Annotated in this window: 14 protein-coding genes; all 14 read left to right on the forward strand. The window is 63.0% G+C overall.

Features of this window, described 5'->3' with window-relative positions; translation table 11 throughout:
• The 14 genes from IB275_RS28705 (at nucleotide 1) to arcC (ending at nucleotide 19,082) form a co-directional block, all read left to right on the forward strand.
• Complete coding sequence (locus tag IB275_RS28705; RefSeq protein WP_192293338.1) at nucleotides 1–1,185, forward strand: glycosyltransferase; 1,185 nt, start codon at nucleotides 1–3, stop codon at nucleotides 1,183–1,185.
• A gap of 191 nt (nucleotides 1,186–1,376) precedes the next feature.
• Nucleotides 1,377–2,321, forward strand: a complete 945-nt coding sequence (locus tag IB275_RS28710) for a glycosyltransferase family 2 protein (RefSeq protein ID WP_285887220.1) — start codon at nucleotides 1,377–1,379, stop codon at nucleotides 2,319–2,321.
• Nucleotides 2,322–2,325: 4 nt separating this feature from the next.
• Complete coding sequence (rfbB, locus tag IB275_RS28715) at nucleotides 2,326–3,384, forward strand: dTDP-glucose 4,6-dehydratase (RefSeq protein WP_192293342.1); 1,059 nt, start codon at nucleotides 2,326–2,328, stop codon at nucleotides 3,382–3,384.
• Complete coding sequence (gene rfbD / locus IB275_RS28720; RefSeq protein ID WP_192293344.1) at nucleotides 3,381–4,286, forward strand: dTDP-4-dehydrorhamnose reductase; 906 nt, start codon at nucleotides 3,381–3,383, stop codon at nucleotides 4,284–4,286. The genes rfbB and rfbD overlap by 4 nt, the downstream gene beginning before the upstream one ends.
• On the forward strand, nucleotides 4,283–5,164 hold the full coding sequence (gene rfbA / locus IB275_RS28725; protein ID WP_192293346.1) for a glucose-1-phosphate thymidylyltransferase RfbA: 882 nt from the start codon (nucleotides 4,283–4,285) through the stop codon (nucleotides 5,162–5,164). Before rfbD ends, rfbA begins: the two co-directional genes overlap by 4 nt.
• Complete coding sequence (gene rfbC, locus IB275_RS28730; RefSeq protein ID WP_192293348.1) at nucleotides 5,164–5,709, forward strand: dTDP-4-dehydrorhamnose 3,5-epimerase; 546 nt, start codon at nucleotides 5,164–5,166, stop codon at nucleotides 5,707–5,709. The genes rfbA and rfbC overlap by 1 nt, the downstream gene beginning before the upstream one ends.
• 64 nt (nucleotides 5,710–5,773) lie before the next feature.
• A complete protein-coding gene (locus IB275_RS28735) occupies nucleotides 5,774–9,748 on the forward strand; it encodes a rhamnan synthesis F family protein (RefSeq protein WP_192293350.1) in 3,975 nt (1,324 codons plus the stop codon).
• Between the two features lie 28 nt (nucleotides 9,749–9,776).
• Nucleotides 9,777–10,379, forward strand: coding sequence for an adenylyl-sulfate kinase (gene cysC, locus IB275_RS28740; protein ID WP_192293352.1), 603 nt, complete (start codon nucleotides 9,777–9,779; stop codon nucleotides 10,377–10,379).
• A 36-nt stretch (nucleotides 10,380–10,415) separates the two neighbouring features.
• On the forward strand, nucleotides 10,416–12,227 hold the full coding sequence (locus tag IB275_RS28745; protein ID WP_192293354.1) for a sensor histidine kinase: 1,812 nt from the start codon (nucleotides 10,416–10,418) through the stop codon (nucleotides 12,225–12,227).
• Nucleotides 12,224–13,618, forward strand: coding sequence for a two-component system response regulator DctD (gene dctD, locus IB275_RS28750; RefSeq protein WP_192293356.1), 1,395 nt, complete (start codon nucleotides 12,224–12,226; stop codon nucleotides 13,616–13,618). Before IB275_RS28745 ends, dctD begins: the two co-directional genes overlap by 4 nt.
• Before the next feature lie 586 nt (nucleotides 13,619–14,204).
• Nucleotides 14,205–15,656 carry an arginine-ornithine antiporter gene (gene arcD, locus IB275_RS28755; RefSeq protein ID WP_081515309.1) on the forward strand — a complete coding sequence of 484 codons (1,452 nt, stop codon included), beginning with the start codon at nucleotides 14,205–14,207 and terminating at the stop codon, nucleotides 15,654–15,656.
• A 16-nt stretch (nucleotides 15,657–15,672) separates the two neighbouring features.
• Nucleotides 15,673–16,929, forward strand: a complete 1,257-nt coding sequence (arcA, locus tag IB275_RS28760; RefSeq protein ID WP_081515308.1) for an arginine deiminase — start codon at nucleotides 15,673–15,675, stop codon at nucleotides 16,927–16,929.
• A gap of 140 nt (nucleotides 16,930–17,069) precedes the next feature.
• Nucleotides 17,070–18,080: an ornithine carbamoyltransferase gene (locus tag IB275_RS28765; protein ID WP_192293358.1), complete on the forward strand. Its 1,011-nt coding sequence runs from the start codon at nucleotides 17,070–17,072 to the stop codon at nucleotides 18,078–18,080.
• A gap of 69 nt (nucleotides 18,081–18,149) precedes the next feature.
• Nucleotides 18,150–19,082 (forward strand): carbamate kinase, encoded by a 933-nt coding sequence (gene arcC / locus IB275_RS28770; protein ID WP_192293360.1) that lies wholly within the window; start codon nucleotides 18,150–18,152, stop codon nucleotides 19,080–19,082.
• Nucleotides 19,083–19,294 lie beyond the last annotated feature (212 nt).

A 19,294-nucleotide genomic window follows, 5' to 3' on the forward strand; every position in this document is an offset into this window, starting at 1 on the left:
TTGCACAAGCAAGCCAATGCTGCCTTGGCAAACCGGAATGCGATAGAAAATATGCAGGTTCTACTGGTCAACAAGTACTACGCCCCATCCACCGGCGGCATTGAAACAGCCGTCAAACAGTATGCCCACTGGTACAGCGACGGTGGCTATGATGTGACTGTACTTTGTTGCAGCAACTCGCGCAGCCTGCGCACTCGACTTGAATTGGTCGACGGCATCCGCGTCCTGCGCGCGGCGTCTCTCGGGAATCTCTGGTCGGTGCCACTGAGTTTTGCCTTCTTCTGGCACTTCCTGTTGCAGGCACGCAAGGCCGATATCACCCATATCAACCTGCAGTTCCCCTCCGCCAGCCTGGCAATGTTCCTTACATGCTGGCTGATCAAGGGCAAGACGGTGGTCAGCTATCACTGCGACGTCTACCGCCAGCGCTATCTCAAACGAATAACCTACCTGTTCGATCGTTTTGCCGTGCGCAACGCTGATCTGGTCATCACCGGCAGCCCGGCATTACGCCAACACTCCGAAGTGCTTAGTGACATTTCCCGGGAGATCACACCCGTTCCCTACACAGTTGACCTTCAGTACATCGAGCACTGCCTGTCCCGCAGGGCCGAGCATGCCCTGCCCGAGCATTTTGAACGGGAAGGCTACTGCGTTTTCTTCGGCCGGCTTGTGAGCTACAAGGGCACCGAATCGCTGGACGCCGCATTTCGCCAAATCATGGCCCGTGGAGCGCCAGTCAATCTGGTGGTATTTGGGATCGGTCCGGAAGAACAGCGGTTCTGGAAGCTTGCCGAGGACTTCCCGGAGCGGATGCACTTCATCAATGACTTCGTCAGCGACGTCGAGAAATACCATCTCATCCGCAACTCGCGGATATTTCTCTTCCCGTCGGTCTATTACTCCGAAGCTTTTGGTATTGCGCAACTGGATGCCATGGCCTGTGCGAAACCCGTCATCAACTGCTGGCTGCAAACTGGCGTGAACTGGGTTGCGCCAAATGCCGAGGCAGCCGTCACGGTAGAAGCCGGCAATCCGGACAAGCTCGCAGAAGCCATCATCGCCTTGCAGAATGACCCCTTGCAGCTGGCGACTCTGGGAGAAGGAGCGCTGCAACGCTGCAAATCAGTTTTCTCCGAGGATAAGGTCCGCGCTCGCTTTATCGAGCTGATCCAGAGGCTATGACGCGGCCAGCACAATCATCGACAAGTGCTTCACCAACGGGCTAGCCGGCCACAGGGAAACTGACTGACCAGTCATCCGCAAACAGGGTTGCCCGGCCGCAACCCAGACACTTATCCTGCGTCATATAAGCGATAAATAACTAATAAGAAGCAGGGGATGCCGCTTTGGAAAGACAGCATTCAGCGCTTGCCGTGTCTGACACAAGCCCCAACCGCCCGACCAAGGTCGCCATTCTTCTGTCGACCTACAATGGTGCCTCCTACCTTCGCGAGCAGTTGGAGTCCTTGATTGCCCAGACATGCCAGGACTGGGTCATTCATGCCTCGGACGACGGTTCCAGCGATGCCACGCTGGAGATTCTCCACGAATACCAGCACCTCCTGGGACCCGCTCGCCTGCAAATCCACGCAGGGCCACGCCAGGGATTTGCCGCCAACTTCCTTTCCTCTATCAGACGCGCCCGCGGCCAGGCCGATTATTTCGCGTTCTGCGACCAGGATGATCTTTGGCAGCCGGACAAACTCGAGCGCGGCCTGACCTGGGCCACCTCGCATCCGGCCAGCCTTCCCCTGCTGTACTGCTCTCGTACCCGATTGATCGACGCCAACGGCCTGGGCATCGGCTTCTCGCCGCTGTTCCGTCGCGCCCCCAGCTTCGCCAATGCCCTGGTGCAGAGCATTGCTGGCGGCAACACCATGCTGTTCAATGCCACCACTGCGCAACTGCTCAGCCTGACGCCCGCCCACCTGCCGATCATCTCCCACGACTGGTGGGCGTACATCATCGTGACCGGCTGCGGCGGCCGCGTGAATTACGATGCACATCCGGCGATCAACTACCGCCAACATGGCAACAACCTGATAGGCTCGAACTCGAGTGTCAGGGACCGACTCGTTCGTCTCCAACGCATGCTCAAAGGAACGTTCCGACACTGGAACGACGTGAATCTGGAGGCGGTTTCTCATTTCAGGCAGCACCTGACCCACGAAAACCAGCAGATCCTCGAGTTGTTCGGCAGTGCGCGCCGCGCGCCGCTGTATCGCAAGCTGTCGCTGATCAGCCAGTCAGGCGTTTACCGTCAAACGCTTCCCGGCAACCTTGGACTGGTTGCCGCATCGCTTATGCAGAGGCTGTGACCCAATGACGATCCTCGTAACAGGCAGCGCTGGTTTCATCGGCTCCAATTTCGTCCTCGACTGGCTGGCCGGACACGACGAAGCCGTTGTCAGCCTGGACAAGCTGACCTACGCCGGCAACCGCGAAAACCTGGCAAGCCTCGACGGCGATACCCGACACCAGTTCGTGCAGGGCGATATCGGTGATACCCGCCTGGTTTCCCAGCTACTGGAACAACACCAACCTCGCGCGGTGCTGAACTTCGCCGCAGAGTCCCATGTGGACCGCTCGATTCTAGGTCCGGAAGACTTCATCCAGACCAATGTGGTCGGCACCTTCCATCTGCTCGAAGGCGTGCGCGCCTACTGGAATGCCCTCGACGAACGGCGCAAGGCCGATTTCCGCTTCCTCCATGTGTCCACCGACGAGGTCTACGGCACTCTCGAAGCCAAGGCGCCAGCCTTCACCGAGCAGCACCCCTACCAGCCCAACAGCCCCTACTCCGCCTCCAAGGCGGCATCCGACCATCTGGTGCGCGCCTACCACCATACCTACGGGCTGCCGGTGCTTACCACCAACTGCTCGAACAACTATGGGCCATACCACTTCCCCGAAAAGCTCATCCCCCTGGTAATCCGCAACGCGCTCGCAGGCGAAACGCTGCCCATCTACGGCGACGGCCAGCAGATCCGCGACTGGCTCTACGTCAAGGACCACTGCAGCGCCATCCGCCGCGTGCTGGAAGCTGGCCAAGTGGGCGAGACGTACAACGTCGGCGGCTGGAACGAGAAGGCCAACCTGGAAGTGGTGCACCACATCTGTGACACCCTCGACCAGGCGGCGCCGCGCAGCGACGGTCGCAGCTACCGCGAGCAGATCAGCTTCGTGAAGGATCGCCCTGGCCACGACCGCCGTTACGCCATCGATGCCACCCGGCTGGAGCGCGAGCTGGGTTGGAAGCCGGCGGAAACCTTCGAAACCGGCATAGCCAAGACCGTATGCTGGTACCTGGACAACCAGGCCTGGGTCGAGAACGTCGCCAGTGGCGCCTACCGGGAGTGGCTGAGCCAGCAGTACGCATGAACGATATCCTGATTCTCGGCGCCAACGGTCAGGTCGGCTGGGAGCTGCAGCGCGCACTGGCGCCGCTCGGCCGCCTGACGGTCTGCGACCGCCAGCGCGGCAACCTGGAAGACCTCGACGGTCTGCGCCAGCTCATCGAGAGCGAGCGGCCTGCCATCATCGTCAACGCCGCCGCCCACACGGCGGTGGACAAGGCGGAAACCGATACCGAGCGGGCACAGCGGGTGAATGCCGAGGCCGTCGGCCTGCTGGCCAGTCTGGCCGGCGAGCTGGATGCCTGGCTGGTGCATTATTCGACCGATTACGTGTTCGACGGCCAGGGCGATCGGCCGTTTCGCGAAAAGGACCAGCCGGCCCCACTCAACGCCTACGGGCGCACCAAGCTGGCCGGCGAGCAGGCCATCCGCGAGAGCGGCTGCCGCCATCTGATCTTCCGCACCAGCTGGGTCTATGCCGCACGCGGGGCCAACTTCGCCAAGACGATGCTGCGCTTGGCGGCGGACCGAGAAGAACTGCGCATCGTCGCCGACCAGATCGGCGCACCCACCAGCGCCGAGCTGATTGCGGACGTCACCGCCCAGGTACTGGGGCAACTGCGCATTCATCCGCAGCCAGACAGCCTTGGCGGCCTCTACCACCTGGCGGCCGGCGGAGAAACCAGCTGGCATGGCTACGCTCGCTTCGTCATCGCAGAAGCCTCGCGCCTTGGCCTGCCGTTGCGAACGGACGACGCACGCGTCCTGCCGATCATGGCCCACGAATACCCGCTCCCCGCGCCAAGGCCCGCCAATTCCCGGCTCGACACAACCCTGCTCTGCTCGACTTTCGGGCTCCACCTGCCGGACTGGCAGTTCCACGTCCGGCGCATGCTGACCGAGCTGATCGGAGAGAATGTCGCATGAAGCGCAAAGGCATCATCCTCGCTGGCGGGTCAGGCACCCGACTGCACCCGGCCACGCTGTCGGTGTCCAAGCAATTGCTGCCGGTCTACGACAAGCCGATGATCTACTACCCGCTGAGCACGCTGATGCTGGCCGGTATCCGGGAAATCCTGATCATCTCCACCCCCCAGGACACCCCGCGCTTCCAGCAACTGCTGGGCGATGGTCGGCGCTGGGGGCTGGAGCTGCAGTACGCGGTGCAAGAGTCCCCTGAGGGGCTGGCGCAGGCTTTCCTGATCGGCGAAGAGTTCCTCGGCAACAGCCTCAGCGCCCTGGTGCTGGGCGACAACATCTACCACGGCCACGACTTCCAGGAACTGCTGGTCAGTGCCATGCAGCGCGACACCGGCGCCAGCGTCTTTGCCTACCACGTGCACGATCCGGAGCGCTACGGCGTGGTGGAGTTCGACGACCAGGGCAAGGCCATCAGCCTGGAAGAAAAGCCGACGACGGCCAAATCCAACTATGCCGTAACTGGCCTCTACTTCTACGACCAGCACGTGGTCGAGATTGCCAAGAGCATTCGCCCTTCGGCCCGCGGCGAGCTGGAGATCACCGACGTCAACCGCGCCTATCTGGAACGAGGCGAGTTGTCGGTCGAAATCATGGGGCGCGGCTACGCCTGGCTCGACACCGGTACCCACGAATCGCTGCTGGACGCCAGCCAGTTCATCGCAACCCTGGAAAACCGACAGGGGCTCAAGGTCGCCTGCCCCGAAGAAATCGCCTTCCGCCAGGGCTGGATCAGCGCCGAAGAGCTGCAACGCCTGGCCGCCCCGCTGGCCAAGAGCGGATATGGCCTTTACCTCCAACGCCTTCTGACGCAAACGGTCTACTGATGAAAGTCTCTCCGCTGGCGATTCCCGATGTATTGCTGCTCGAACCACAGGTTTTTGGCGACAGCCGAGGCTTCTTCTTCGAAAGCTTCAATCAACGAAAATTCGAGCAGGCCGTGGGCTATCCGGTCGAGTTCGTCCAGGACAACCACTCCCGCTCAGCCCGCCATGTCCTGCGAGGCCTGCATTATCAGATCCGCCAGGCCCAGGGCAAACTCGTGCGGGTGGTCCACGGCGAGGTATTCGACGTCGCCGTCGACCTGCGCCGCAACTCGCCGACCTTCGGCCGCTGGGTAGGTCAGGTACTGAGCGCCGAGAACAAACTGCAGATGTGGATCCCCGAAGGATTCGCCCACGGCTTCGTCGTCATCAGCGAAAGCGCCGAGTTCCTCTACAAAACCACCGACTTCTGGGCACCCAAGCACGAGCGCTGCATTGCCTGGGACGATCCCGAGCTGGCCATCGAATGGCCGATCGAGGGTGCCCCGGAGCTGTCCGGCAAAGACCGCCTGGGCGTCAGTCTGGGAGAGGCCGAGCTCTTCCCGTGATCCAAAGGCCGCCCCCTGATGGAGGCCGGTTCGACCATAACGACAAGAAAGACGGAGATTCAGCGTGCAAGAGCGTCAACGGGCCATAGTCGTACTCGGCATGCACCGCAGCGGTACCAGCGCGATTGCCAGAGGCCTCACGACACTAGGGGTGGAACTGGGCGATAACCTGATGCCCGCGGCGCAGAGCAACAATGAGCGCGGCTTCTGGGAAGACCAGGAAATCGTCGATATCAACACCGATATCCTCAAGGAACTCGGACACACCTGGCACTCGCTCAAGCCGCTGTCGACCGAACGCCTCGCCAGCTTCGACAACTCCGAACTCCAACAGCGCGCGCTGAGCTACCTGCGCGAATTCTTCGGTGACGCCCCGTTGTTCGGCCTCAAGGACCCGCGCATCTCGCTGCTGCTGCCGTTCTGGCTGCGCGTCTTCGAGAAGGCCGGTATCCAGCCGGCCTTCGTGCTGAGCCTGCGCCACCCCCTGAGCGTGGCGCACTCGCTGCACAAACGGGATGGTTTCACCCAGGCCAAGAGCCTCTACCTCTGGCTCGACTACATGCTCCAGGGACTGCTGCACAGTCGTGGCCAGCGGGTCGCCGTGCTCAGCTACGACCGCCTGATGAGCTCGCCAGCCGAGCAGATCCTGCGGCTCGCCGAGCAACTGGGCCTGCCCGCGCCCGCCGAGGGCGAGCTGGCCGAATACATCGAAGAATTCCTCAGCAGCGACCTGCAGCACAGCCGGCTTTCCGCCGACGGCCACGAACTGGCCGAACAGGCCCCGAGCGAAGTGATCGAGTGCTTCGACCTGCTGAGGCGCCTGGCCGATGACGAACTGGCCATTGCCAGCACCGAGTCGCAGCAGAGCATTGGGCGGCTGCACGACCACTGCCTGGCCCTGCGTCCCACGCTGGAAGCGCTGCACCAGCAAGACAGGCTGCACAGCGAAGCCCTGTTGGAAGCGCGCGCCACCCTCGACAGTCTGCAATTCGTGATCGCCAAGCAAAGCCTGGAGTTGGAAGACGCGCAGCAGCGACTAAACGACATTGCCCGCCTGACAGCCAACCTGGAACACAGCGAGTCATTGCTGGCCAGCTCTCGCGCATCGCTTGAGGAGATTCACCGCTCGGCATCCTGGACCCTGACAAAACCCCTGCGCTTCGCTTCGCGGATGGCCCGGGGTCGGCGCGGCGAGGCGCTCGTCAGCCTGCGCAACTACCTGCATCAGATCGGCCGCGCCATCTACTGGCGCATCCCCGCCGCCCAGCGCGAGCGACTGCTGCTGACCGCTTACCGCCGCTTCGGCTTCGCCTTCAACGGCCTGGGCCACTACGAACGCTGGAAGCGCCAGCTCGACCAGCAAGCACAACCCCAAGCGCACTGGGCGACCGAACTGACCGACATCTATCAGGTGGAACCCTGCGAAAGCCTCGAAGGCCGCATCGCCATCCACCTGCACATGTACTACAGCGACCTCGCCGAAGAATTCCGCGATTACCTCAGCCACATGCCGTTCCCCTATGACCTGTACGTGTCGGTCAAGGACGAGATCGGCCTGCGGGCTTGCAAGGCCACCTTCGCCAACCAGCCGAACCAGGGCAGCCTGCGGGTCGAGATTGTCCCCAACCGCGGCCGCGATATCGCACCGATGTTCTGTCAGTTCGGTGACGCACTGAAGCAGTACGACTACCTGCTGCACCTGCATAGCAAGAAGTCGCTGTTCAACAACGGAGCCACCGATGGCTGGCGCGAATACTTGTGCCAGAGCCTGGCCGGAAGCGAGCGGCAGATCCGCGCGATCTTCGAACTGCTGTCCTCCGGCAAGGCCGGTATCGTCTATCCGCAGAACTTCGAGCGCCTGCACTACGTCGCCAATACCTGGCTGGCCAACCGCGCCATGGGGCACCAGTGGTGCCAGCGCCTGGGAATCAGCGATATCCCGGACGGCTATTTCCACTTCCCCGCCGGCAGCATGTTCTGGGCCTCGCGGCAGGCGCTGGCGCCGCTGTTCGAGGCAGGCATCACGCTGGAGGACTTCGCCGAGGAAGCCGGGCAGACCGATGGCACCTTCGCCCACTGCCTGGAGCGCCTGCTGGTGCTGACCAGCCAGAGCCAGGGCCTTCCGCCTGCCATCCTGCGCTGCCAGCACACCAACTCCTGGTCGGCCTGGCGCTTCGACAGCTATCTGGCGCGCAGCGAGGAGGATCTGCAACGGCAGATTTCCAACCCGAACATCAAGACGGTCGCCTTCGATATTTTCGACACCCTGCTGCTGCGCCCGCTGCTCGATCCAGAATCGATCAAGCGCTTGACCGCCCAGCGCGTGGACAAGGGCACCGCAGAGAAGTATCTGCGCTACCGTGCCATCGCCGAGGCCCGGGCCCGGGAGAAAGCCGGCCGCGACATCACCACCGCGGAAATCTTTGATGAACTGGGGCGTCTGGCCGGCATTGAGAAGGGCACACTCCTGGCCCTGCGCCAGCGCGAGGAAGAAACCGAGTTCGCCTGCGTCACGCCGCGTCCGGAAAGCATTGCCCTGCTGCGTTATGCCAAGCGACTGGGCAAGCGCGTGGTGCTGCTCAGCGATATGTTCCTGCCGCAGTCAGTGATCACCGCGATGCTGCAGAAATCCAGCATCCTGCAGTGGGACAAGCTCTACATCTCCGGCGAGATCGGCGTTCGCAAGGACACGGGCCAACTCTATGAACTGGCCCTGCGCGACGAACAGTTGCAGCCAGAACAGATGCTCATGGTGGGGGACAACGAACGCTCCGACGTGCAGATCCCCGGTGACATGGGGCTGGGCCTGCTGCATGTGCTCAAACCCATCGACCTGGCCCGCGGGCTGCCGCACTGGAACCGCCTGGTGGCGAATGTCCACCGCCGCGACGACCTCAGCGCTGAGCTGGCTCTGGGCCTGCTGTTGCGCCGCAACTTTGCCAAGATCGCCTTCGGCACCTTCCGGCCGACGGCCTTCTCCCAGGGGTCGGCCGAGCTGCTGGGCTATAACGTGGTCGGCCCGCTGCTCACCCATTTCGTCACCTGGCTGCGCGAGCGCGCCCAACGCGACGGTATCGAGCGCCTGTATTTCCTCTCCCGCGAGGGCAAGCTGCTGAAAGCCGCTTTCGACCTCTGGGACGAACGCGAACCGGCTGCCACCTCCTCGCGCTACCTGGTGCTGTCGCGCCGGGCGGTCAGCGTGCCGCGACTGAAAGACTTCGACGATGTGCTGACTCTCGCCCGACCCAATTACTTCGCCGGCACCTTGGAGAACCTGCTCGAAGCCCGCTTCGGGGTCACCCTCACTGACGCCGACCTGCGCGATCTGGAAGCCCGCGGCCTGTGGAAGGCCCGGCAACTGCTCGACATCGGCAACAACAATGTCAGCCACATCGAGCCGGTACTGCGCCACCTGCTGCCGCGCATACTGGCCCAGGCCGAAATCGAGGCCCCGGCATTGCGCCGCTACCTGGAAGACTCACAACTGACCGCAGGGGGCGCAGTAGCGGTCGTCGACGTAGGCTATTCCGGGACGATCCAGCGCCATCTCAACGCTTGGCTCAAGCACCCGGTCAACGGCTACTACCTGGTCACAGACGAACTCGTCGACGCTTTCGCCGGCGAGGCCGGAGTATTTGCCGATGGGTGTTTCTCCGACCGCGTGTCCCGCGCAACCCGTGGCAACTGCAGCCTGTTCGATCAGAACTTCATGCTTGAGCAGTTGCTCAGCGCCGACGATGCCCAGGTCAATCACTATCGTCTGGATACCGACGGCACGCCGCTGGCGCAGTATCAGGCGCTGGAGGATGAAGAGCTGGCTGCTCGTGAGATCCGCCACCAGATTCAGAGCGGGGCCCTGGCCTATCTGACCGATGTGCTGGACGTTCGCGCCACGCTGCATGCAGATTTCCTGCCTCCGCGCGAACTGGCCAGGGATATCTGGTCGACCTTCAGCGAAAATCCCGACGAAGACGAGCGTCAACTGCTCAAGCGCCTGGTACTGGACGATCACTATTGTGGTCGCGGCCTGGTCAGCTGAGTGAGCGAACGATAGGAACTGCGCGAGCATGAATACCAATCAGAACATCCGCTGGCACACCGGCCGCCTGAGCATCGAAGAACGCGCCACCCGCATGCGCCAGCAGCCGGCAACACTCTGGCTGACCGGTCTGAGCGGCTCGGGCAAGTCCACCCTGGCCTTTGCCTTGGAATATGCGCTGCATGAACTGGGCTACTCCGCCGTGGTACTTGACGGTGACAACGTCCGCCACGGCCTGTGCAAGGACCTGGGCTTCAGCCACGATGACCGCACCGAGAACATCCGCCGGGTGGCCGAGGTGGCCAATCTGATGAACGACGCCGGACTGATCGTCATCACGTCCTTCATCTCGCCCTTTCGCCAGGATCGCGAGCAGGCACGCCAGATCATCGGCGAAGAGCGCTTCCGTGAAATTCACCTGAGCACCGATCTCAGCGTCTGCGAGGAGCGCGACCCCAAAGGGCTGTACAAGAAGGCGCGGGCGGGAACGCTGCCGGACTTCACAGGTATCGGCTCTCCCTATGAAGAACCGCTGGAGCCCTTCGAACGCATCGACACCAACCGCCTCAGCCTCGAGGAAAGCGTGGCGCGCCTGATGAAACTGCTGCAACTGCAGCCCATCGAACGCTGATCGGTGTAGCATCGGCGGCGGAAGCAACCGCATACGATGTCCGCCGCCTTGAACCCACACCTGACCCGCTGGCGATCGCTGGCCCTGCTGGCGCTCCTGCTCGCCCCGCTGCTCTGGCCACTGCACTTCTTCGCCGAGCGCTACTACAGCGAGCAACTGGCCGAGCAGAACCAGCAGACTCTCGACCTCTACGTCGCGAACCTGCTCGGCACCCTGCGCCGCTACGAGGACCTGCCGCCGATCCTCGGTGAACTGCCGACCCTGCGCACTGCGCTGCAGGCGCCGGAGAGCCTGACAGCACAGAACGCCGCCAACCTCGAACTGCAGCGCATCCGCGGGCGTACCGGGGCGGACGTTATCTACCTGATCCAGGCAGACGGCATGACCCACGCCGCCTCCAACTGGGATCAACCGGACAGCTTCGTCGGCCGCAACTTCGCCTTCCGCCCGTACTACAAGGAAGCGACCCAGGGCCGACAGGGCCGTTTCTTCGGCCTGGGCACCACCTCCAAACGACGCGGCTACTACTTCGCCAGCGACGTGCGTGACGGCGGCAAACTGCTCGGTGTACTGGTGGTGAAGGTCGACCTCGAACACATGGAGCAGCTCTGGGGCAATACGCCCGAGCAGCTGCTGGTGATGGACTCCAACGGCGTTGTCATCCTCTCGTCCAGCAACGCGTGGCGCTTCCACACCGGCAAGGAACTCTCACCCGCCAAGCAACGCGAGATCGCCGAAAACATTCCCTATCCGGTGCTGCACCCGGCACCACTGAAGATCGACCAGCGCCGCTGGATCAGCCAGAGCCGTCACCTGCCGGAGACCGGCTGGACCGTCAGTATCTATACCCCCCGCACTCAAGTCGACGCACCGGTACGCAGTGTCATCCTGATCGGCGCAGCCACCCTGGTCGCACTCCTTCTGCTGCTGTCGCTGCTGACGATCAGCCGCCGCCATTACCTCGAACGCATTGCACTGGAGGCACAGGCCAAGCACGAACTGGAACTGCGCGTGCAGGAGCGCACCCAGGAGCTGGAGGGCGCCAACACGCGGCTGCAGCAGGAAGTCAGCAACCGCGAGCAGGCGCAGCGCGAACTGATGCACGCCCAGGATGAAGTAGTGCAGGCCGGCAAGCTCACCGCCCTGGGCACCATGTCCGCCAGCATCAGCCATGAGCTCAACCAGCCGCTGGCGGCGATCCGCAGCTACGCCGACAATGCCCGCGTACTGCTCGACCACGAGCGCTACAGCGATGCCCGTGGCAACCTCGAGCAGATCGGCGAACTGACCGGGCGCATGGCCTCGATCATCGGCCACCTCAAGGCCTACGCCCGCGGCGCCCGGCGCGCACCGGAGAACGTCGCCCTGCAACCGGCGATCAATGACGCCCTGGCCCTGGTCGCCCAGCGCCGCCAGGCGATGAACGTGGAGCTGCTGCGCGACCTGCCCGACGCGGCGATCTGGGTGCAGGCCGGCGAAACGAGGCTGCGGCAGATCCTTTCCAACCTGATCTCCAACGCCCTCGACGCGCTGACCGAGAAGGGACTGCCAAGGCGCATCTGGCTGACCGCCGAGCAGACGCCCGAGCGCATCATCCTGTCCCTGCGCGACAACGGTCCCGGCTTCTCCGAAGAGGCCCTGGCCCATGCCCGTGAGCCCTTCTTCACGACCAAGACCAGCGCGAAGGGCCTGGGTCTGGGCCTGGCCATCTGCGACACCCTGTTACGCACGCTGGGCGGACATCTTGAATTGGGTAATCACCCCGAAGGCGGCGCTCTCGTACAATTGCACCTGTTGCCGGGCATTCCCGGCGTGACGCTGACGCCGCAAGAGGAAACCCGCGCATGAGCTCGGCCGAGCCGTTCGACTCCACCACCCAGGTGCTGCTGATCGATGACGACCCACACCTGCGCCAGGCGCTCTGCCAGACCCTCGACCTCGCCGGCTTCAAGGTGGTCGCCCTGGGCGATGCACGGCAGATCGATCCGCAGCAGGCGCGCGACTGGCCGGGAGTGATCGTCAGCGACATCCGCATGCCGGGCATCGATGGCCTGCAGTTGCTGGAGCAACTGCACGCGCAGGATTCCGAGTTACCGGTGATCCTGGTCACCGGCCATGGCGACGTACCGCTGGCGGTGAAAGCCATGCGCTCGGGCGCCTACGATTTTCTCGAAAAACCCTTCCCCAGCGACGCGCTGCTGGACAGCGTTCGCCGCGCGCTCGATGTGCGCCGGCTGGTGCTGGAGAACCGCAGCCTGCGCCTGGCCCTGACCGAGCAGAAGGAAGTCCGTGGCCGCCTGGTTGGCCAGTCCGCGCCAATGCAGCGTCTGCAGCAACAGGTCGCGTCGCTCGCGGCGATCCAGGCGGACGTGCTGGTACTGGGCGAAACCGGCTCGGGCAAGGAAGTCGTCGCCCGCGCCCTGCATGACCTGTCGAGCCGCCGCAACGGTCCCTTTGTCGCCATCAACGCCGGCGCGCTGGCCGAGTCAGTGGTGGAGAGCGAACTGTTCGGCCACGAACAGGGCGCTTTCACTGGCGCGCAGAAGCGCCGCATCGGCAAGTTCGAGTTCGCCAACGGCGGCACGCTGTTCCTCGACGAGATCGAGAGCATGAGCCTGGACGTCCAGGTGAAGCTGCTGCGCCTGTTGCAGGAGCGCACCGTCGAGCGCCTGGGCTCCAACCAGCTCATTCCACTGGATATCCGCATCATCGCGGCGACCAAGGAGGACCTGCGCCTGGCCTCCGATGAAGGCCGCTTCCGCGCCGACCTCTACTACCGCCTCAATGTCGCCAGTCTGCGCATTCCACCACTGCGCGAACGGGGCGACGACATCCTGCTGCTGTTCCAGCACTTTGCCGAACGCGGCGCGCAGCGCCATGGCCTGAATGCCCGCCCGCTGGACTCCGCGCAGCGGGCGCAACTGCTGGCACACGGCTGGCCGGGCAATGTGCGCGAGCTCCAGAACGCCGCGGAGCGCTATGCTCTGGGCCTGGACCTGGGGCTGGACGACAGCCACGGGCAGGCCACCGCCGCCACTCCCGGCGCCGGACTGAACGAGCAGGTGGAATCCTTCGAGCGCTCACTGATCGCCGCCGAGATGGGCCGCTCACACAACTCCCTGCGCAGCCTTGCCGAAGCGCTGGGCGTACCGCGCAAGACCCTGCACGACAAACTGCGCAAGCACGGCCTGCTGTTCTCCGGCAGTGGCGGAAATTCCGCCGACGATGGCGACATCTGAGCAGAAATCCGCCGATGGCCTGGACTGCGACCAAGGGCGAACAGCGCTACAGAGCGCTCTGACGTAGTCTTCAGCCCTGGCACACACCTTGCTCTGCGACACGGGTGCGATTGCCTTGTGCATCACATCTCGCGACGTGCCCGCCACGTCGCGCCCGCCGGGCCACGAACCGGGCGGTGTCCTTCGGGCTTCTTGCCATCTCGCGCCTTCGATTCGACAGGCGCATCGCCGGGTGCAGTGATCCTGCCCCGGCCAATTTTCCCCTTCCGCATCTTCGTTCAGGACTTTCCTACATAGCGGTCCTGCGCCTCTCTGCACCTGCGAATCAAGCGCAACGGCGCGCCCTGCGTGGGCCTGCGAAATCGACTGCCATTCTGCGGTCATGAAACCGCGCTCAAATCTTCACGAAATCCCCTCTAAATCGGGCGCTAATGCAAAACCTCTCCTATGGTTTATGCGGGGTGGGCAGAGCAGGAAGTACTGCCCAATACATTGGATAGCAAGCTATTGACCTGAATCAGGAGTGCCCCGCCAAGACGGGCGCTAAATAGCCTCACTCTCCAACTTCCTATAGGGAGATTCTTAAATGTCGCAAGAAAGCAGCCAAAAACTAAAGCTAGGCGCTTTGACGGCTCTTGTTGTCGGCTCGATGATTGGCGGGGGCATCTTCTCTCTCCCGCAAAACATGGCCGCCAGCGCTGACGTCGGCGCGATCCTCATCGGTTGGGCCATCACCGCGGTCGGTATGCTGACCCTGGCATTCGTCTTCCAGACCCTGGCCAACCGCAAACCCCAACTCGACGGCGGTGTGTACGCCTACGCCAAGGCCGGTTTCGGTGACTACATGGGCTTCTCCTCGGCCTGGGGTTACTGGATCAGCGCCTGGCTCGGCAACGTCGGTTACTTCCTCCTGCTGTTCAGCACCCTGGGCTACTTCTTCCCGATCTTCGGCAAGGGCGACACCGTCGCGGCGATCGTCTGCGCGTCGATCCTCTTGTGGGCCCTGCACTTCCTGGTACTGCGCGGGATCAAGGAAGCGGCGTTCATCAACACCATCACCACGGTGGCGAAGATCGTCCCACTGTTCCTGTTCATCCTGATCTGCCTGTTCGCCTTCAAGCTGGACATCTTCACCGCGGACATCTGGGGCAAGAGCAATCCTGACCTGGGCAGCGTGATGAACCAGGTGCGCAACATGATGCTGGTCACCGTGTGGGTGTTCATCGGCATCGAGGGCGCGAGCATCTTCTCCTCCCGTGCGGAAAAACGTTCGGACGTCGGTAAGGCCACCGTGATCGGCTTCATCACCGTCCTGCTGCTGCTGGTACTGGTGAACGTGCTGTCCATGGGCGTGATGACCCAGCCGGAACTGGCCAAACTGCAGAACCCGTCGATGGCACTGGTGCTGGAGCATGTGGTCGGCCACTGGGGCGCGGTCCTGATCAGCGTCGGCCTGCTCATCTCCCTGCTGGGTGCCCTGCTCTCCTGGGTGCTGCTGTGCGCCGAGATCATGTTCGCCGCCGCCAAGGACCACACCATGCCGGAGTTCCTCCGCAAGGAGAACGCCAATCAGGTGCCGGCCAACGCCCTCTGGCTGACCAACATCTGCGTGCAGGTCTTCCTGGTCATCGTGTTCTTCACCTCCGGCAGCGCCGACGGTGGCATGGACCCGTACACCAAGATGCTGCTGCTGGCCACCTCGATGATCCTGATCCCGTACTTCTGGTCCGCGGCCTACGGCCTGCTGCTGGCAGTCAAGGGCGAGACCTACGAGACCGACTCGGCCGACCGCACCAAAGACCTGATCATCGCTGGTATCTCGGTTCTCTACGCGGTGTGGCTGATCTACGCAGGCGGCCTGAAGTACCTGCTGCTGTCGGCGCTGCTGTACGCGCCCGGCGTCATCCTCTTCGCCAAAGCGAAACACGAAGTGGGTCAACCCATCTTCACCAATGTCGAGAAGCTCATCTTCGCGGTTGTCGTGATCGGTGCACTGATCGCGGCCTATGGCCTCTACGACGGCTTCCTCACTCTGTAACTCCTGGAGACATCTCATGAGCACGGAAAAAACCAAACTTGGCGTCCATTCTGAAGCTGGCAAACTACGCAAAGTGATGGTCTGCTCGCCCGGACTCGCCCATCAACGCCTGACCCCGAGCAACTGCGACGAGTTGCTGTTCGACGACGTTATCTGGGTGAACCAGGCGAAGCGCGACCACTTCGACTTCGTCACCAAGATGCGCGAACGCGGCATCGATGTTCTGGAAATGCACAACCTGCTGACCGACATCGTGGCGAACCCCGAAGCCCTGAAGTGGATCCTCGATCGCAAGATCACCGCTGACAGCGTCGGCCTCGGCCTGACTCTCGAGCTGCGCTCCTGGCTCGAAAGCCTGGAGCCGCGCAAACTGGCCGAGTTCCTCATCGGCGGCGTGGCCTCCGACGACATCCCGGAAAGCGAAGGCGCCAAGGCGCTGAAGATGTACCGCGACTACCTGGGCCACTCCAGCTTCCTGCTGCCGCCGCTGCCCAACACCCAGTTCACCCGTGACACCACCTGCTGGATCTACGGCGGTGTGACCCTGAACCCGATGTACTGGCCGGCGCGACGTCAGGAAACCCTGCTGACCACCGCCATCTACAAGTTCCACCCGGAATTCACCAACGCCGAATACGAAGTCTGGTACGGCGATCCGGACAAGGATCACGGCATGTCCACCCTCGAGGGTGGTGACGTGATGCCCATCGGCAATGGCGTCGTCCTGATCGGCATGGGCGAACGCTCCTCCCGTCAGGCCATCGGCCAGGTAGCCCAGGCGCTGTTCGCCAAGGGCGCTGCCGAGAAAGTCATCGTCGCCGGCCTGCCGAAATCCCGCGCCGCGATGCACCTGGACACCGTCTTCACCTTCTGCGACCGCGACCTGGTCACCGTCTTCCCCGAAGTGGTGAAAGAGATCGTTCCGTTCATCCTGCGCCCGGACGAGAAGAGCCCCTACGGCATCAACGTCCAGCGCGAAGACAAGGACTTCATGACCGTCGTCGCCGAGTCCCTGGGACTGAAGAAACTGCGCGTCGTCGAAACCGGCGGCAACAGCTTCGCCGCCGAACGCGAGCAGTGGGACGACGGCAACAACGTGGTCTGCCTGGAACCGGGCGTGGTAGTGGGTTACGACCGCAACACCTACACCAACACCCTGCTGCGCAAGGCTGGCGTGGAAGTCATCACCATCAGCGCCGGCGAACTGGGCCGGGGCCGTGGCGGCGGTCACTGCATGACCTGCCCGATCATCCGCGACCCGATCGACTATTGATCGATCGGCACCCGATAAACGCGACTACCTCAACCAGAGCGCATTGACCTCACGAGGCGGCCCTTGCCAGGGCCGCCCGCCCCGCCAGCCACGAGCTGTACTGACGAGGGCCGAGATTGGATCCCACAAGGAGAAACACCATGGCTTTCAACATGCACAACCGCAACCTGCTCAGCCTGATGCACCACAGCACCCGCGAGTTGCGCTATCTGCTCGACCTGTCCCGCGACCTGAAACGCGCCAAGTACACCGGTACCGAGCAGCAACACCTGAAAGGCAACAACATTGCGCTGATCTTCGAAAAGACCTCGACCCGCACCCGCTGCGCCTTCGAAGTCGCCGCCTATGACCAGGGCGCCAACGTCACCTACATCGACCCGAACTCCTCGCAGATCGGCCACAAGGAATCGATGAAGGACACCGCCCGCGTACTGGGCCGCATGTACGACGCCATCGAATACCGTGGCTTCAAGCAGGAAATCGTCGAAGAGCTGGCCAAGTTCGCCGGTGTCCCGGTGTTCAACGGCCTGACCGACGAATACCACCCGACCCAGATGCTGGCCGACGTGCTGACCATGCGCGAGCACAGCGACAAGCCCCTGCACGACATCAGCTACGCCTACCTGGGCGACGCCCGCAACAACATGGGTAACTCCCTGCTGCTGATCGGCGCCAAGCTCGGCATGGACGTGCGCATTGCAGCTCCCAAGGAACTCTGGCCGACCGACGAACACGTCGCCGCCTGCAAGAAGTTCGCTGAAGAAAGCGGTGCCCGCATCACCATCACCGAAGACCCGAAAGAAGCCGTCAAGGGCGTGGACTTCATCCACACCGACGTCTGGGTATCCATGGGTGAGCCGGTCGAAGCCTGGGGCGAACGCATCAACGAGCTGCTGCCCTACCAGGTCAACATGGAAATGATGAAGGCCGCCGGCAACCCGCGCGTGAAGTTCATGCACTGCCTGCCCGCCTTCCACAACAGCGAGACCAAGGTCGGCAAGGACATCGCCGCCAAGTACCCGCACCTGAAGAACGGCATCGAAGTGACCGAAGACGTCTTCGAATCCCCGTACAACATTGCCTTCGAGCAGGCGGAAAACCGCATGCACACCATCAAGGCAATCCTCGTTTCGACCCTCGCCGACATGTAATGCCGGACAGCCCCGGACCGCGACAAGGTCGCCGGTCCGGGTGCTCCCACTCTTTCGGAGGAACTGAATATGCGTATCGTCGTCGCATTGGGCGGCAATGCCCTGCTGCGTCGTGGCGAGCCCATGACTGCCGACAACCAGCGCACCAACGTACGGATCGCTGCCGAACAGATCGCCAAGGTTGCCCCCGGCAATGAACTGGTGATCGCCCACGGCAACGGCCCGCAGGTCGGCCTGCTGGCCCTGCAGGGCGCGGCCTACGAGAAGGTCAGCCCGTACCCGCTGGACGTTCTCGGCGCCGAGACCGAAGGCATGATCGGCTACATGATCGAACAGGAAATGGGCAACCTTCTGCCGTTCGAAGTACCGTTCGCCACCCTGCTCACCCAGGTCGAGGTCGACTCCAAGGACCCGGCCTTCCAGAACCCGACCAAGCCCATCGGCCCGGTCTACTCCAAGGAAGAGGCCGAAGCCCTCGCCAAGGAGAAAGGCTGGAGCATCGCCCCGGACGGCGACAAGTTCCGCCGCGTCGTGGCCAGCCCGCGTCCGAAGCGCATCTTCGAGATCCGCCCGGTCAAGTGGCTGCTGGAGAAAGGCACCATCGTCATCTGCGCAGGCGGCGGCGGCATCCCGACCATGTACGACGAATCCGGCAAGAAACTCTCCGGCGTCGAGGCAGTGATCGACAAGGACCTCTGCTCCTCGCTGCTGGCCCAGGAGCTGTCGGCTGACATTCTGATCATCGCCACCGACGTGGACGCGGCCTACATCGACTGGGGCAAACCGACCCAGAAAGGCATCGCCCAGGCCCACCCGGACGAACTGGAACGCTTAGGCTTCGCCGCCGGCTCCATGGGTCCGAAGGTCATGGCCGCCATCGAGTTCGCCCGCGTGACCGGCAAGGACGCAGTGATCGGCTCGCTGGAAAACATCGTTGCCATCACCGAAGGCAAGTCCGGTACTCGCGTCAGCACCCAGAAAGCTGGCATCGAATACCGCTGAGATTTGCCGCGGTAAAAAACGGGAGCCCTGCGCGGCTCCCGTTTTCATTCATGAGCTCTGCAGGATTCGCTCGGGAACTCGTCGCCTTCTTCCGACAAATCCTGGCGCGAGCGTGACTCGGCAGTCATCATCCTCGTCAGCTAAAGCATTCCGAATCACTAGAAGCCACGCCTGGCTTTGTGCCACCGGGCTGCCCCGCCATGGGCCACCGT

It is taken from the genome of Pseudomonas sp. PDM21 (assembly GCF_014852505.2).
Classification (GTDB): domain Bacteria; phylum Pseudomonadota; class Gammaproteobacteria; order Pseudomonadales; family Pseudomonadaceae; genus Pseudomonas.